This window comes from Mesorhizobium sp. M0239 (assembly GCF_040321815.1).
GTDB lineage: Bacteria > Pseudomonadota > Alphaproteobacteria > Rhizobiales > Rhizobiaceae > Mesorhizobium.
Genome location: NZ_JAMYSG010000021.1, coordinates 113,410 through 127,898 on the forward strand (window position 1 = coordinate 113,410; position 14,489 = coordinate 127,898).

The window sequence follows — 14,489 nt, forward strand, 5'->3', positions numbered from 1 at the left end:
CCACCGCCATGCGAGCCATTGCAACCACGCAATGCTGTCTCACCATTCGTTCTCCAGAAATTCTTCCAGGAGCCCCGCATCGGCGGCCAGATTGACAAAGGACCAGCGACCGCGGATTTCTCGCGAATAGCGGATGGCGTCGTGCCAAAGCTCTCGTGGCAGGCTTAATTCCGCGCCGGTGATCGGTCCTCCCGCGGCCTTTAATGCCGCCTCCATGCGGGCGACCGGCATGGCTATCGGCCGAAGCTCCCGGCGTAGGGCCGGCCAGATTTCGGCAAGTTTCTGGTTGAAGGCTTCCGTCTGGCTAGGGTCGAGTGCCGTCTTCCTCATTTCGGCAACGCAAAGTGGTCCCAGTTGCGCGCCATAGCGGGCCAGAATCGCCGCTTCATGGACGAGGGTCGGTTTTGCCCGCGGCGGCTCTTTCATGTCGAGCAGACGGGCTTGCAGACGCGCCATCACTAGCGAGGCAACCCCGACCTGCTGACCGTGCGTGGTGCCGGTATGATGGTCTCCCGCGAACATGTCGACCCAATGGGAGATCTGGTGCTCCCCCATGGAGCCCGGATGGGAAACGCCGGCGAAGCAGACGCCCATCGAGCACAGCGTCAAAACTCGCTGGAGATGCCCGACAGCGGCGACGTCATGCTTTGCAAGGCCAGGTGCATGGGCCAGCATCGGTTCCTCGTCGCCCGCCTGCAGCAGGTAAGGAACATCAGAATAGTAAGTGCCGAACAGCCGATGCGAGGCCCACCAGTCGATCTGGGCGGTGGAACGGCAGAGACTGTCGCCAAGTCCGGCTGCGCTGAGCCAGGTCGGCGCTGCGGCCGAAACGCCAAGGTCCAGGAAGATGCCGCGCGGCGCGTGCGAGGGCAGCGAAATCTTGAGCCCTGAAGCCAGGGTCACCGATGCGGTCGAAGCGCCGTAGCCATTCATCGACGCTGCCGTGCCGAAAACGGCATATGGCCGGCCATCGAGGAAGGTTGCATGCTTGCAGCTGTCGTTGAGGACGCCGGATCCAACGGCGACGACCGCGGCTGCGTGACGTGTCTTCTCTCGGACCATCTGGATCGTCGCCTCGTCGCAGTCGAGACCTTGAGGCAGCACGATTTCGTCGATATCGGCGACGGCACGCAGCGCCTTTGCAACGCGCTGCCCCATCACTTCGACGGTGTTGACGTCGGACACGACAGCGATGCGGTTGCCCAGCGTCAGAGGCGCGATGAGGTCCGCCTCACGGCCCTCCGTCGTCTCCAGCAATTCGATCGTCTGGAACGGCAGGTTAGCGGCGGCGCCTGTCTTGGGATCTTTCCAGCGCCCTGCGACAACATCCTCGATCAAGGCGTTCCAGTTGATCGTTTCAGCCATGGTCAGCCTCCGTGAAAGCCGCGAGTCGCTGGTTCCAAGCGGAAAGCGTTGGCCAAAGATCGGCGTGAATCGCGAGAAGTTCGGCATAGCGGCCGGCACGGCCAGCATCGGGATCGAAGGATTGGGCGGGTTCGCTGGCCATCGCGAGAGACGCTTCGGCGATGGTGGAAAACCAGCCCGCCCCCTTCGCCGCTGCCATTGCCGCGCCGAGCGAAGATGCTTCCACGGTCGTCGAACGCTTTACGGGACGATCGAGTGCATCCGCCAGGATCTGCATCCACAGGTCGGACTTCGCTCCTCCGCCGATGGCTATGAAATGGTCGATGTTCTGGGCGACGGCGGCAGCGGCCCGCTGACTTGTCGCGGCCTGGTGCAGCGCTATTCCTTCCAGCACGGCGCGATAGACGTCGCCGCGGCGGCTCGAGCCGGAAAGCCCGACGATTACACCGCGGGCGGCGCTGTCCCAGTGCGGATCCATGACGCCTTGCCAGTAGGGCAGGAGCATGATGCCGCCTGCACCGATTGGGCTGGCCGTGGCTTCGGCTTCGAGCGTCTCCAGGGCGCCGCTGGACCCATGCTCGACGCCAAGCATTTCGCGCGTCATCCAGTCGACGAGAAAAGTGCCGGCGCGCAGGCACGTCTCGTAGATATAGCCATCCTCGGCGACCGCCGTTTCGGTGCGGAAGGCCGGGTCGTGGACGTAGTCGGTGCCGTAGCTGCCGGAAACGACCGCCGTGCCGAGGTTTATGTAAGCGCATCCCGCCTGCAACACACCGGCCCCCGTGCCGGCGCATTGACCGTCGCCGCCGCCGGCGACGATCGGCGTACCCTCCCGCAAGCCTGTGGAGATGGCGGCTTCCGGGGTTATCTGGCCCAGAACGGTGCCAGGCCGCGCCAGGTCCGGCATCATTCGTCGGGCGATGCCCGCCGCCTCCAGTATCTCGTTCGACCAGTCCATGGTTCGCATGTCGAGCACGCCCATTGGGTCCGCGGAGGCGGTAGACGTTACCCACCGGCCGCTCAAGCGAAAGACCAGGTAGCCCTGGACTTCGGCCATTCGCTCTACTTGGGCAAAAATCTCGGGCTGCTCCTCGCGGAACCAGATCATCCGGTAGAGGCAGGGGATGACGTCCAGTGGCTTGCCGGATATCGCGTGGACGCGTGCTGCTCCGAAGGTCTGGCCGAAACGGCGTGCCTTCTGGCGGGCGCGCTCATCGAGCCACAGCGTCGCGGGTCCGACCGCCTCGCCTTGCTCATCGAAAAGGCCGAAGCTTTCGCGCTGGTTGGCAATGGCGAGGGCGGCAATGCGTGCCGGCGAAACTGTTGCCGACACGGCGCGGAGCGCTGTGGCGGTCGAGGCCCACCATTCGGCCGGATCCTGCTCGAAATAGCCGCGACGCGGGTTGGACGTTGCAATCGACGCACGACCTTCCGCCACCGCGCGACCATTGCGATCCCATGCGATCGCCTTGGTTGCCGAGGTCGAGGAATCAATGCCGATGACGAGATCCGGAACCATTGCTGCCACATTGCCAAAGGGCGAGGGCGGTCGAAACCGCCATCGCCGAAATTACCGGAAAAGTCCGCTAAAGGCCGGCATCCTTGACTTTGCCGTCGACAATGCCGGCAATCACATCCAGGCATGCCTTGGCGTTGCCGCCATAGTCTTGGCCGGTCAGTAGCTTGCCGAGTTCAACCGGGATGTCGTTGTTCGACAAATCAGCCCAAATCGGCATGTCCGGCTCCGATCCCATCTGGTTGTCGATGGTGTATTTGATCGCATCGAAATGGCGTGTCGTTCCCGGTCCGACGACGGCTTTCGCCTTGACCCGAGGATCGGTGAAGGAGGAATTGCGCATCGGCGAGGCGCCTCCGCCGAGCGTCGACACCCGCGCCATTACGTCCTTCGAGCAGACCCACTGCATGAACAGCCATGCCGCTTCCTTGTTCTTGGAGTATTGCGACAGCGAGATCGTCGAACCACCCTGGTGGCCGACCGCCGGGATCTCGTTGAAGCCGCAATCGGCGACGGCGCGACGGCCTGGGACCTCCTTGGGTGCGGGCAAGGCCTCGAACAGGCCTTTGACCTTGGAATCGTTGGCATCGAAGCCGGGAAAATCCTCGCCCCAGGTGATTGCCATGGCGGCTTGCCCCTGTGTCAGGGCCTGCCCCTGACCATCCCAGGTCCATGTCGTCGCGGAGGGCGGCGAGTTCTTGACCAGCTCCTGGTAGAATTGCAGCCCGGCCACGCCGCGCTCGTCGTTGCCGACAAACTTCTTATCCTTGTTGAAGATCGAGCCGCCATGACCCCAGAGTGCGAAGGTCCAGTCGCATTCGAGCGAATAATGGCCAGACTTCGCCTGGCATGCGGTGCCAAAGATGCCATTGCCCTTTTCCGCCTCCGTAAGTGCCTGCACGGCCTTGAGATAGGCGTCGAGATCTGTCGGCAACGCGATATTGTGTTTGTCGAAAAGATCCTTCCGGTACATCAGGATGAAGATCGGAATATCGAACGGAATTCCGCACTGTTTGCCATTGTACATGGCGATGCCCTCGACAAGGGGCTTGGAGAAATCGTCCCAGTCGAAGTTGGGCATCGCCAGTTCTTTGTTCTGGTCATAATACTCGCGCGGATCGACGACATCCTGTGCAAATGTCGCCATCCAGGACTGGTCGAGATAGTAGACGTCATAGGTGCCCAGCTGGCCCTGTACATCCTGCGTAGCCTTGGCGAGAACCTGCTCCAGCGGCACGATCTCGACCTCGACCTCGATGCCGGTCGCCTTGGTGAACTCACCCGCGACAAGCTGGTTGGCGACGATGGTTGGCGGCGTCGCTTCCGAAGTGTAGCGGATTTTCGTGCCGGCATATGGTTTGCCGACATCGGCCAGCCACTTCAGCATATCCGCGTCCTGGGCGCGGGCTTCTTCGACCCCCAGGCCCAGCACCCCCCGATTGGAGCGGCCACCGCCCAGCATGGCCGATCCGAAGGCGGAAAAGCCGACGCCGGCGAGTGCCATCTTCCTCATGAATTCGCGTTTGGTTATTCGGCGCGCCGTAAAGTCGTTGCAGGTATCGGCGACGAATGTCTTCTTGTCGTGGTCTTTGAAGCTCATGATCGTTTCCTCCGTTGCGATTTGCCGTAGTTCTTCTCGTCCGGGCCTCACTCTTTCAGCGATCCGAGGGTGAGGCCGCGGACCAGATGCCGTTGGACCAGCAGGATAAAGATGAAGCTGGGTATGATCGCGGACGTGCCGAGCGCCGTGATGTAGCCCCACTCTGTCGCGGTCGAGGTGACAAAGGTCGAGATCTTCACCGGCACGGTGCGGATCGACGTTGTCAGGAACAGCGAGAGCAGGAATTCGGTCCATGAAAAGATGAAACACAGCACGGCTGTCGCGGCGATGCCGCCTTTCACCATGGGAAGGACCACACGTCGAAACGTCTGCCAGCGCGTTGCGCCGTCAATCAGCGCCGCTTCGTCGACCTCACGTGGCACATCGTCGAAGAACGACTTCAAAAGCAAAACCGCCAGCGGCAGGTTGATCAAGCTGTGAACGAGGATGAGCCCGGTATAGGTATCGCGCAAACCAAGATCCCGGAACATGAAGACGACCGGTATGACTATCGCGATTGGCGGCATGAAGCGCTGCGAAAGGATCCAGAAAAGGAAGGACTGCTGGCCGCTGAACTGCATTCGCGACAGGCAATAGGCGGCCAGTGTCGCCAACAACAGCGTCAGTGCCGTCGATCCGACGGCTATGGTCGCGCTGTCGAGCAGCGACTGGCGGGAATCGTAGGAACTGGCGCCACCCTTGATAACTCCCGCCGCCTCGCCCCCCTGTTCCATGCCGATGTCGACCCGCGAAACGCCAAGCAGCGTCACGCGGTAATTGTCCGGCGTCGGAGTGAAACCGGTGTAGACCGGGCCGCTGCGGTCGAAGATCGCGGAGTAGGGCTTGATGGAGGACAGGGCCCACCAGGCGATCGGGAACATGAAGATCGCCACCACCAGCACGGCCAGCACGTCGCGGGTGATCGTCTGGGCGCGGGACGGCTCCATCAGAACCTCACCTTGAAAAGCCTAACGAAGATGTTCGATACGCCGATCAGGACGACAAGCACGATCAGCGACAAGGTCGCGGCGTATGGGAAGTCTCCGGTGAAGTAGATACGGCCAGCGTAGAATGACAGCGTCTCGGTGGCCGTTCCGGGGCCGCCGGCGGTGATGATGTAGACGTAGTCGTAAATGCGAAAGAGATCGACGCCGCGGATCAGCACGGCAACCGCTATCACCTTGCGCAGCATCGGCAATGTAAGCCGCAGGAACGTCTGGATGCCGTTGGCGCCGTCGATCGCTGCAGCTTCGAAAGGTTCCTTCGGCAGCGCCCGAAGGCCCGCCAGGATGATGAGCACCATGAACGGCGTCCATTGCCATATGTCTGCCAGCAGGATCGCCGCCAATGCGGTTCCCGGCTGTGTTAGGATCGGCTGTGCCGGCGAGATCAGGTCGAGAGCATAGAGGTAGAACGACAGGACCCCGAAAGAGCCGTCTTGCATTAGCAGGAACATCATTCCGGTCACGGCGGGCGGCACCACCAGTGGCAGTGTCATCAATGCACGCAGCACCCCGTAACCCTTGCGATCGGTATCGAGCAGAAGCGCGATTACGATGCCGAGTGCCAGCTGAACGGCAAGCGCCACGAAGGTGTAGATCAGCGTGGTTTCCAACGAATGCCACATACGCGCATCCGAAAAGGCACGCGTCCATTGGTGGAGCCCGGCGAAGTCAAGTTGCCGGGAGACGACATTGCGTTTGTGAAACGACAGCCAGACTGAATAGGCGAGGGGATAGATGCCGAAAACGAGAAGCATCACCGTGATCGGAGCGAGCCAGGGGAAAGGATGCTCGGCCGTCATGAACCGGGGCAGCGCCCATCTGGGCGTTTCGCGGTTCACGGTGACCGTGCTCACGCGCAAATCTCCGCTCGGTCACAGAGACGCATCGGCCTTCTCCCTGTCGGCCAGATTGTGCCAACTTGAACTTTTGTAAGTTTGTTGTGCCTTTTGTTAAAAGCGTGTCGGACGGACGACGATTTGTCAAGTGTCGGTTCCGTTAGCGCTCAACGGATTTGCTCGTGGTCCCGGAGGATGCCATCACCACCGGATGGAATTATTTGTGGAGGGAACGCCGCCGCCAAATGCCGTGTACCAGCATTAAAAGCGCTCAGGGCCGCCGTCAGCCAGACTTGTCTGCCCAAGAAGCTACGCAACGCATGGACAAGATCGGGAGACAGCCCGGAGGCTTTGGAACTTGCCTAATCCGGCAATCGGATCTGAAGCTTTACGTCCGCCGGCCGGGCTTCGACCGCGCGATCAAATGCGGTGATGGAGTCTTCGAAGGCGAAGGTCGCCGAAATGAGGGGCTTTAGGTCGACCCGGCCCGACCCCATCAGAGCAATTGCCCGCTCATATTGGTGGGCATATCGGAACACAGTTTCGATGCGGACTTCCTTGGTCGAGGCTGTGGCAATGTCTAACCCCACAGGCGCCACCGGCAGGCCGACCACCACCACCGCGCCACCCGGTCGCGGCAGGTCGAGCAGCGTCTCCCATGCTCTGGCCGAGCCGGAGCATTCGAAGACGACGTCGGCGCCCCAGCCGTCCGTCAGGCGCTTCACCTCTGCCGCCAGATTCTTGTCGCGGATGTTGACCGGAACCACACCCTGAAAGCCGGCGGCAATGTCGAGCTTGGGTTGGGCGAGGTCTGCAACAATGGCGCGGGCGCAGCCGCCGGCAAGGGCGGCGACCGCCACCATCGTGCCGATCGGCCCTGCGCCAATCACCACCGCGGTGTCACCCGGCGCGATCTTCGCTTTAGCCGCAGCCTGCATGCCGACTGCGAAGGGTTCGACCATGGCCCCTTCGGCGAAGCTGACATTATCAGGCAATTTGAAGGTGTAGTTGGCGGGGTGAACGACATAGGGTGTCAACACGCCATGGATCGGCGGCGTTGCCCAGAACCTGACCGCCGGATCAATGTTGTAGAGGCCGAGCCGGCTCGCCCGAGAATTGGGGTCGGGGATGCCTGGTTCCATGCAGACTCGATCACCCACCTTCAGATGTTCCACGCCTTCACCTGTTTCCGCGATAATGCCAGCGGCTTCGTGGCCCAAGACCATCGGCGCTTCGACCACGAACGGGCCGATGCGGCCATGGGTGTAGTAGTGCACGTCGGAGCCGCAGACACCCACGGTGTGGATCTTGATGCGAACCTCGCCTGCGCCGACCGTCTGCTGCAAATTGATGTCGCGCAGCTTGAGTTCGTGCTGACGTTCGAGGACAAGGGCGCGAACTTTCGTCATCGAAATGATCTCCTTCAAAACTGGCTGCCGTTTTTGAAACACCAGCATGGTCACCTCAAATTCTACGTTATCACAGTCTACCGGACCCTTCTGGTCAACGTCGATGCACTTGAGCCCAGCCGGACAACTTCGCAGAAGGTCATTGTTGGCCTGGGCACCAAGTAGCCTTCAGCTGATGGTCAATGGAGGCGAGGCCGCGGCAATGTTTGCGTTGCCGGGGGGCAGCTCCCAGCGTTGTGCGATCACACCATGGCGCCCGACAGGGTCCGACCACGTCTCTGATCAATACTCTACCGGCATGCTGTTGCCCAAGAAGGAAAGGCATGGTTCTCCGCTAACATAGTCGACACTATTTCTGTCGTAGACGAGGAGGCTCCGTGCTTCTTCGCCACTGGTTAAAGCCAGTCGCGATGCTGTCACTCGCCTCAATGGCGCTGACTTAGGTCAACTCGGCGGGAGCTTTCAAGGGCGAGCAGCTTTCTCCAACCACCAGCGCTGGCTGGAAAACCACGTTTCGGGCAGGCTGGGCGACTTTGCCTTCGATGCGGTCGACCAGCATGCGCAGCGCCTCGTTGGTCATGTCGGCAACCGGATGCTCGGTACGAGTAAGGCGCGGCTTCAGCCCGCCTGCCCCCGCGACCGTGTCGGTTGAGGCGATCGAAACATCCTCGGGGCAGCGCAGCCCGAGATCGGCAACGGCTCGCATGACGCCGATGGCCATGACGCCATTGGCGACGTAGAGCGCGGTTGGTCGATCCGACTGCCCGAGCAGATCGCGCGCGACCGAATAAGCGGTGTCTTCGCGGAATTCGCCGGAACGGACATGCCCGGTTTTCGGGGCAAGCCCGCGCGCCGCCATCGCTTCGAGCATGCCTTTCAGCCGGCCGCTGGCTGTCGTCAATTGTATGGGCCCGGTGATCGAACCGATATGGCGGTGGCCAAGGTCCAGAAGGTAGTTGGTCGCCTGCTTGCCGGCCGACAGATTGTCGATGGTGACGGTGTCGACGCCGACATCACCGATCGAACGGCCGAGCAGGACCACCGGCATGCCCTCGAAATCCCGCCGCTGGTAATGGCTTTCGGGTCCCACTGGAACGACCACCGACCCATCGCACCCCAATGTTCGAATGCGCGAAAGAATGCGTCTTTCGATGTCGGGCTTTTCATCGCTGTTGAACAGCACAAGCGAGTAGCCCCAGGCGGCGACCGCCGCCTCGGCCGCAGTGACGATGCGGGCATAGAACGGGTTTGCCAGATCCGCCACGGCAAGCGCGATCAGCTGACTGCGGCCGCTGCGCAAATTCCGCGCCACCAAGGAAGGCGCATAGCGAAGATCACGCACCGCGGCGAGCACGCGACCACGCAATTCCGGACTCACATAGGCGGTGTCGTTGACGACCGCGGACACCGTCGCCGTCGACACGCCGGCAGCCCTTGCGACGTCTTTTATGGTGGCCATCTGTTCTCTTAGCTAATCGTTTAGCTGATCGTTAACGCGAATCTCTCGCCTATTTTGCGCCTCTTTGCACGAATTTTCTTGCGAATCTGCCTGAGATGCGAAAATCTGCCGAAACGGTTAGGCGGTCATCAGCTTTGAATCTGAAGGTGCGCGTCCAACCTCATAAGGGAGAGAGAACCATGAAAAACCTGACGTTCGGCGTTTTCGCCGTGGCCCTGGCATTGGCCGGCGCGCAGGCCAGCGCGGCCGACAAGCCCCTGCTCGGTATCGTGTCGATCAGCGCCACGGAAGCCAACAATGTCCGCTATATCCAGGGTGCAACCAAAGCGGCAGACGAATTCGGCTGGAAAGTCACCGTCGTCGACGCGGCGGGCAATGCTGACCAGGCCAACGCAGCCATTCAGAATTTCGCTCAGCTGGGCGCGCATGCCGTCGTCGACATGGTGTTTCCGTTCTCGTCGATCGGCGCCGGGCTCGCCGCGGCCGGTTCCGCGAGTATTCCTGTCGTCACCTGGGGTGGCGGGCTGGGCGGCACCGTTGCCGCCACCAACGGGTCGGGCGGCCCAATGGCAATCCCCGTCGTGGACCTGATGCTCAAGAACATGAACGGCAAGGGTTCCATCCTTGCCCTTACCTATCACACGGGTGAGGTTTGCCGGAACCGCGAACAGGTCATGGATGAAATGGCCGCCAAATACCCCGACATCAAGGTGACCAAGAACGAAGTACGCATTCCCGGCTATTTTGAAGACGGCGCGCAGTACGCCAATGCATGGCTCGCCTCGCATCCTGCGGGCGCCGAGAACCTGGCGATCTGGGGCTGCTGGGATGATCCGGCGATCGGCGCGATCGGCTCGCTGCGTGCCCAGAACCGCACCGATGTAATGGTGTATGGCATCAACGGAAACGCCCAGGCTCTTGAAAATATCAAGAACGGCTTCATGACCGCAACGGCTTGGCAAGACAGCTACACCGAAGGCTACAATATGGCAAAGATGATTGAGGAGATCACCGCCGCTGGAAAGAGCTGGGCTCCCAAGGCCGCCGAAGTGCCAGCCGTGCTGGTGACCAAGGATACGGTGGGGGGTTTTCTGACCAAGCATCCCGACGCGATCCAGTAGGCGCAGCCAGCTTTTGACCGATAGGGTACCAGGACATGCGGCAATGGAGATGGCGGTGCCCGTGGCGCCTCCATTTCTTGTCGTGCGCAACATCAGCAAGGCCTTCGGTGGCGCCCAGGCGTTGCGAAGCGCCTCCCTCGATGTTGCGGCGGGAGAGGTTCACGGCTTGGTCGGCGCCAATGGCGCTGGCAAGTCGACGATGATCAGGATCCTTGCCGGCCTCAACCATCCGGACCGGGGCTCGATCGAGGTTGATGGGCAAACCGTCGGCATCGAGACGGCGCACCGCGCGACGGAATTCGGCATGAGCTTCATTCATCAGGAGCTGGCTTTCATTCCGGGCATGACTGTCCTCCAGAACATCATGCTCGGCGTGCCAAAACGATCGCGCTTCGGCTTGACCGATTGGGCAGCCATCGCCCGCGACGTCGAGCCCATCGCGAGGCGCGTCGGCATCACCGCCTCGCTGAACGCAAATGTGAAAGGGCTGTCGACCGCCGAAAACTGGTTGATCAATATCTGCCGCGCGCTGGTCCGCAAGTCGCGGCTCATTGTCATGGACGAGCCGACCGCCTCGCTCTCCGCCGCCGAGAGCGAGAAGCTCTTCGTGATCATCAAGGACCTCTCGGCCTCCGGTGTTGCCGTGCTTTACGTCTCGCACCGCCTGGATGAGATCCTGGAACTCTGCGATCGGGTGTCGGTGCTGCGCGACGGCAATTCCGTCGCCGAATTCACCCGTGCCGGATTGACCAGGAGGGCGTTGGTCGAGGCGATCGTGGGCTCCGCCCACGTCGGCAACGATAGCAGGGCTGAATATGTACCGCAGAACCATGAGGTCGTTCTGCGTGTCCAGAATCTAACACGCCTGCCCAAGGTGCGTGGCGTATGTTTCGAACTTCGCCAGCGCGAAGTTCTGGGCATCGGGGGCCTGGTCGGCGCCGGACGCAGCGAACTGGTGCGGTTGATCTATGGTGCCGATCGCGCCGACGCGGGCAGCATGACGCTCAAAGGCAAACCTTACGCGCCGACAACGCCGCAAGCCGCGGTTGCCGCCGGGCTCGGCCTTGTGCCGGAGGAGCGGCGCACCGAAGGACTTTTCCTGTCGAAGAGCGTCGCCTTCAATCTTGGTCTGGTTAATTTGGACAAGCTTGTGCTCGGACGCAGGGTGCCGCTTCTCAGCCGAAAATCGCAGTCCACGCTCGCTCGCGAGACGATGAAGCTGCTTTCGATCAAGGCGGCAGGCATGGACACTCCTGTTGGCCGGCTAAGCGGCGGAAACCAGCAGAAGGTGGTTATCGGCCGCTGGCTGCAGCGTGCGCCGCACATCCTCATTCTCGATGAACCGACCCGCGGGGTCGATGTCGGCGCGCGCGCGGAGATCCACCGCCAGATCCGCGATCTCGCCGCGGCCGGCATGGCGGTTCTCGTCATCTCGTCCGAACCCGATGAACTGCCGGATCTTTGCGATCGGGTGCTTGTGATGGCGGAAGGCCTCGTCGTTCGCGAACTGAGCGGCGCATCGATGTCGCGCTCCGCTATTGTCGAGGCAAGCTACGGTGAGCGGGAGCCATTGACCAAGGGGAGCACCACATGAGCGATGTCGCAACGTACAACAGACGTCTCACCCCACGAACCAAGGCTGCGCTCGGAATTTTCGCGCGCTACGCGACCATCCTCGGGCTGCTGGCAATGATCGTAGTCTTTTCAATCCTGTCGCCGAAGGCATTCTCGACCCTGGGCAACTTTACCAACGTCCTCAACCAGGCCTCGCTAGCCATGATCATCGCCGGCGGCCTAACATTGGCGGTCGTCGTCGGCGAGCTCGATCTGTCGATCGGCTTTGCCGCCAGTCTGCACGGCATTCTCGTCACCGGCTTCATCGTCCACGACAAGCTGCCGATCCCTCTGGCCATTTTCATCGTGCTCGCCCTTGGCGCGCTGATAGGCCTCATCAACGGCTTCATCGTCACCAAGATGAAAGTCAATTCCGTGATCGCGACGCTGGGCGTCGGGACCATCATCACGGGCCTCGCCTTCGCCTACTCCGCCGGAGTGCCCATCGTTGCCGGCGTACCGGAGGCCTTCCTTCAGCTTTCACTCGGCCGCTGGCTCTTCGGCGTCCCCAACAATATTGTCGTCATGGTCCTCGTGCTGGGCATCCTATGGGTGCTGGTCGAGCGCACTTCCATCGGCCAGGAAATCCAGGCGGTCGGCGGCAACCCTGCCGCGGCGCGCCTTGCGGGTATCAACGTCGACCGCATCAAGACGCTTGGTTTCGTCATTTCCGGCATGTGCGCCTCCCTCACCGGCATTCTCCTAGCGTCGCGGCTGGGCAGCGGCACGACCAGCGCGGCCGATTCCTATCTGCTGACGGCGTTCGCCGCGGTATTTCTCGGCTCGGCGACTTTGCGTGACGGCGAATTCCATGTCCTCGGGACTTTGGTCGGCGCCCTGATCATCGCTTTCGGCTTCAACGGCCTCAACATTTTCGGCGCCCCGACCTTTTCCCAATACGTGTTCCAGGGCGCTATTTTGATCATCGCGGTAGGGCTTTCCAGCCTTGGCCGCTCACTTGCGGAAAGTTGAGGAGAATCACATGACACAGGCTGAGTATTGGCAGATCTATGTCATCGAGTTCGCGCGATCGAAGAACCAGCCATGGGTCGATCTGGTCAGCGGGATGTACGATGACGGCCCCACGGACCTGCCCTTTTCCTTTATTCTGCTGCGGCGCGGCGACCGCAACGTGCTTGTAGACACCGGCTTCATGAAGGACGAAACCGGCCCGAATTTCTCCGATAAGTTCGGCATACCCTGGTGGATTTCCCCGGTTCGCATGCTTGCCGAACTGGGGCTGGTGCCGGACGACATCACCGACATCATCGTCAGCCATGCTCATTTCGATCACATGGGCTCCATCGATCAGTTTCCTAAAGCCCGCCTCTATCTGCAGAAACAGGAGTTGCTCTCCTGGCACGAGGCGATGGCGCTGCCGCCGCAATACGGCTTCCTCACCGCCATCATCGATCCCGACGATCTGCGCGCCGCCTTCGACGCCGCAGTGGAACACCGGTTGACGCTGGTCGATGGTGACCGCGACCACCTTCTGCCAGGCATCCATGTGAGGCTGGGGCAGGGCCACACGATGGGCCAGCAGTTCGTCATCATAGAGACGTCGCGCGGCCGCATCGTACTTTCCGGCGATTGCGTCTACTCGTCCCGCCAGATCACCGGTCACAAGCGCGACGGCGTCTATCAGCCTCTCAACAACGCCGTCGGCAGTGTCTGGGACCAGCTCAACACCATCGACCGCATCAATACCGAAATCGGCGGCAACCTCGATAGGCTGATCATCCTACACGATTCCGAACGCTGGAAAGGCCTCCCCGTGGTAAAAGAAGTCGAGGGATTTCGCATCATTAAAGCGGCTTAGCGCTGTGGCTGAACGGGCGATATGGCCGGGAGCAGCTGGCAAACGATCCTGCCTACATTCTCGACTCATCCGCTGTGGCACCGAACGTGCCCGCGAATGCACCGAGTCTAATAGACGCTAGGTTGTCGCGGGTTTAAGGGCTATTCCAACTCTAAAGGTCTCAAGTTAGATCGGAAAAACATCTGCTCAAGATGCAAAAGGCCATTGTCGACTGATATTCCGGATGCCAAGTTTGGTCGGGTCGGAAACTCTTCCTGCATCCGCTGTTCGGGCTGGTGAACCAGACGCTAGTGCTGCTCGGCATCGTCGCCATCCCGTGGCTCGGCAATGAATACACCGCACTCGGCAGCGTCCTTTTTGCCAATGTCTGGCATTGGCTCGGCTTCCCGGCCCTGGTGCTGCTGGCGGGCATGCAGCGCGTCAGCAAGGAAGTTATCGAGGCGGCCCGCCTCGACGGCGCCGGCGACTATGTGCTGATGACGAAAATTATCTGGCCGCTGATGGCGGTAAATCCGTCGTCGAGACTGGCTGAATCGGTATTCTCAAGCACGGCGGGAAAACCCAGCACGACGTCGCAAAGTGCGGGGCTACCGGCGCAGCTTCAGTCAAACCGATGAAGCCCTCGACGTGCGGCAAGATCATGCCGGTTCCACGTCTCTCTCTAGAGCGTTTCATATTTTGACGGAAGCGTAGCCTGCGTTTTCGAAGTAGTTCTTGCATTCGGCTGCCTCGATGGTTTCGACGAG

The 14,489-nt window shown here is 61.2% G+C and carries 12 protein-coding genes; 5 read left to right on the top strand and 7 right to left on the bottom strand.

Annotated features, from left to right (window positions below):
* Positions 1-39: 39 nt before the first annotated feature.
* The 7 genes from NKI99_RS22280 to NKI99_RS22310 all read right to left on the bottom strand — a co-directional run bounded on the left by NKI99_RS22280 (position 40) and on the right by NKI99_RS22310 (position 9,189).
* Positions 40-1,365 (bottom strand): iron-containing alcohol dehydrogenase, encoded by a 1,326-nt coding sequence (locus tag NKI99_RS22280; protein WP_352611969.1) that lies wholly within the window; start codon positions 1,363-1,365, stop codon positions 40-42.
* Positions 1,358-2,884, bottom strand: coding sequence for a xylulokinase (locus NKI99_RS22285; protein ID WP_127297119.1), 1,527 nt, complete (start codon positions 2,882-2,884; stop codon positions 1,358-1,360). Before NKI99_RS22285 ends, NKI99_RS22280 begins: the two co-directional genes overlap by 8 nt.
* A 67-nt stretch (positions 2,885-2,951) precedes the next feature.
* Entirely contained in the window at positions 2,952-4,481 is a 1,530-nt protein-coding gene (locus NKI99_RS22290; RefSeq protein WP_352611970.1) for an ABC transporter substrate-binding protein, read from the bottom strand.
* 47 nt (positions 4,482-4,528) lie between these two features.
* On the bottom strand, positions 4,529-5,428 hold the full coding sequence (locus tag NKI99_RS22295; RefSeq protein ID WP_127297117.1) for a carbohydrate ABC transporter permease: 900 nt from the start codon (positions 5,426-5,428) through the stop codon (positions 4,529-4,531).
* Positions 5,428-6,339 carry a carbohydrate ABC transporter permease gene (locus tag NKI99_RS22300; RefSeq protein ID WP_245490526.1) on the bottom strand — a complete coding sequence of 304 codons (912 nt, stop codon included), beginning with the start codon at positions 6,337-6,339 and terminating at the stop codon, positions 5,428-5,430. The genes NKI99_RS22295 and NKI99_RS22300 overlap by 1 nt, the downstream gene beginning before the upstream one ends.
* Positions 6,340-6,683: 344 nt before the next feature.
* The gene (locus NKI99_RS22305) at positions 6,684-7,730 is read right to left on the bottom strand and encodes an NAD(P)-dependent alcohol dehydrogenase (protein ID WP_352611971.1); all 1,047 of its coding nucleotides are present in this window, start codon (positions 7,728-7,730) and stop codon (positions 6,684-6,686) included.
* 439 nt (positions 7,731-8,169) lie between these two features.
* Complete coding sequence (locus NKI99_RS22310) at positions 8,170-9,189, bottom strand: LacI family DNA-binding transcriptional regulator (RefSeq protein WP_352611972.1); 1,020 nt, start codon at positions 9,187-9,189, stop codon at positions 8,170-8,172.
* 134 nt (positions 9,190-9,323) lie between these two features.
* Between NKI99_RS22310 and NKI99_RS22315 the strand changes: the two genes are divergently transcribed.
* From NKI99_RS22315 to NKI99_RS22335, 5 genes are all read left to right on the top strand, one after another.
* Complete coding sequence (locus tag NKI99_RS22315; RefSeq protein ID WP_352611973.1) at positions 9,324-10,310, top strand: sugar ABC transporter substrate-binding protein; 987 nt, start codon at positions 9,324-9,326, stop codon at positions 10,308-10,310.
* Positions 10,311-10,353: 43 nt separating this feature from the next.
* Complete coding sequence (locus NKI99_RS22320; RefSeq protein WP_127297958.1) at positions 10,354-11,904, top strand: sugar ABC transporter ATP-binding protein; 1,551 nt, start codon at positions 10,354-10,356, stop codon at positions 11,902-11,904.
* A complete protein-coding gene (locus NKI99_RS22325; RefSeq protein WP_352611974.1) occupies positions 11,901-12,896 on the top strand; it encodes an ABC transporter permease in 996 nt (331 codons plus the stop codon). Before NKI99_RS22320 ends, NKI99_RS22325 begins: the two co-directional genes overlap by 4 nt.
* Before the next feature lie 10 nt (positions 12,897-12,906).
* On the top strand, positions 12,907-13,743 hold the full coding sequence (locus NKI99_RS22330; protein WP_352611975.1) for an N-acyl homoserine lactonase family protein: 837 nt from the start codon (positions 12,907-12,909) through the stop codon (positions 13,741-13,743).
* A 290-nt stretch (positions 13,744-14,033) separates the two neighbouring features.
* Positions 14,034-14,360 carry a carbohydrate ABC transporter permease gene (locus NKI99_RS22335; RefSeq protein ID WP_352611976.1) on the top strand — a complete coding sequence of 109 codons (327 nt, stop codon included), beginning with the start codon at positions 14,034-14,036 and terminating at the stop codon, positions 14,358-14,360.
* Positions 14,361-14,489 lie beyond the last annotated feature (129 nt).